The organism is Flavisolibacter ginsengisoli DSM 18119 (genome assembly GCF_900129295.1).
GTDB lineage: Bacteria > Bacteroidota > Bacteroidia > Chitinophagales > Chitinophagaceae > Flavisolibacter > Flavisolibacter ginsengisoli.
The window spans coordinates 1-1,286 of sequence record NZ_FQUU01000053.1 but is presented as its reverse complement, the minus strand read 5'-3'; the positions used below and the strand labels follow the sequence as shown (position 1 = coordinate 1,286).

Annotated in this window: 1 protein-coding gene; it reads right to left on the bottom strand. The window is 47.4% G+C overall.

Annotated elements, in window-relative coordinates; genetic code table 11:
• The coding region (locus BUA53_RS20880) for a PKD domain-containing protein (protein ID WP_139256556.1) at positions 1-1,286 on the bottom strand (1,286 nt) is incomplete at both ends.

The window sequence follows — 1,286 nt, the reverse complement described above, 5'->3', positions numbered from 1 at the left end:
CCGCCGGATAACTTGGTCCAGCTGTAAGAAGCTATAGTTCCATCTGCATCTGTGCCGCTTCCCGTTAAGGTAACAGAGCTTGCAGGCTGGGTGATGCTTTGATCTGCTCCTGCATTGGCAGTTGGAGGCTGGTTGGCCGAGGTGGCCGTTTGTACAGTAACTGCAACATCACCACTGGAAGAAGCTCCCAGGTTGTCTGTAACAGTGAGGCGGAATACATAACTTCCTTCAACCAGTCCGGTAACTGTAGTAGAGGGATTGGAAGGTGAAGTGATAGTAGCTGCGCCACCAGATATTTTTGTCCAGCTATAGGAAGCAATCGAACCATCTGGATCTGATGCTGTGCCATTTAGTGTTACACTATTGGTTGGAAGTGTAATAGTTTGTGGAGCACCTGCATTTACTGTAGGGGCCTGGTTGCCTGTGCCGCCATTGGCAAATTCTATCCAATTGATATTCCAGCCATTGGTTGCGGCAGATTCTAAATGAATTGTTTGGGACCCCGCTGCAAGTGTGATAGGAATGCTAACGGTTTGCCAGGTCTGCCATCCTCCTGTATTAGGTACATCTACAGTTGCTACAACGGTCCCGTCACCTTTTTTCACAGCTATCTTTCCTCCGGATCCTGGTGTTGCTACTCTAAATCTCATAGTATAAGTTCCGGCAGATGTGGGATTGATGGTATATTCCATCCAGTCTCCCTGTGATATCCAACCAACATCTTGTCCACTGCCAACATCAGAACAGCCTTCAATTTGAACACCGCTCATTGTAGTGTAGTTTTCTGCCTCATATCTGCCCGGAGAAATAATAGCTGGCACATGTGACCAGTCGGACCATAATCCGTTTCTCTGAACTCTTGCATCATATGTTCCACCAGCAGTCACTGTAATGGTATTGGAAGTTGCACCACTTATTAAAACCCCGTCTTTTCTCCACTCGTAAGCTGAGAAACCTGCCGGAAGGCCGAGGGTAATATTAATAGCAGTGCCTGGCCAAAATGGTTTCACGCCACCTAGCTGCCATGGGTTAGAGCTGTAAGCCCTGTTGATGAATGGCCAGAAGTCTGGTTCACCCCAGGCATTCCACCAGGTACCATGACCCACTCCCTGGTAAACAGTAAGTTTGAAATTAGCTCCTGCGGCTACCATGGCATCCCTTACACTATAAGTTGTGGAAGGATATGGGTTTGTATCATCAGAGCCCTGGAAAACCCAGTTGGGTGTGTATTTAATTTTATTGATGAAAGTTGGATCTGTATAGGAACTCTGGCTCCATGACATGGG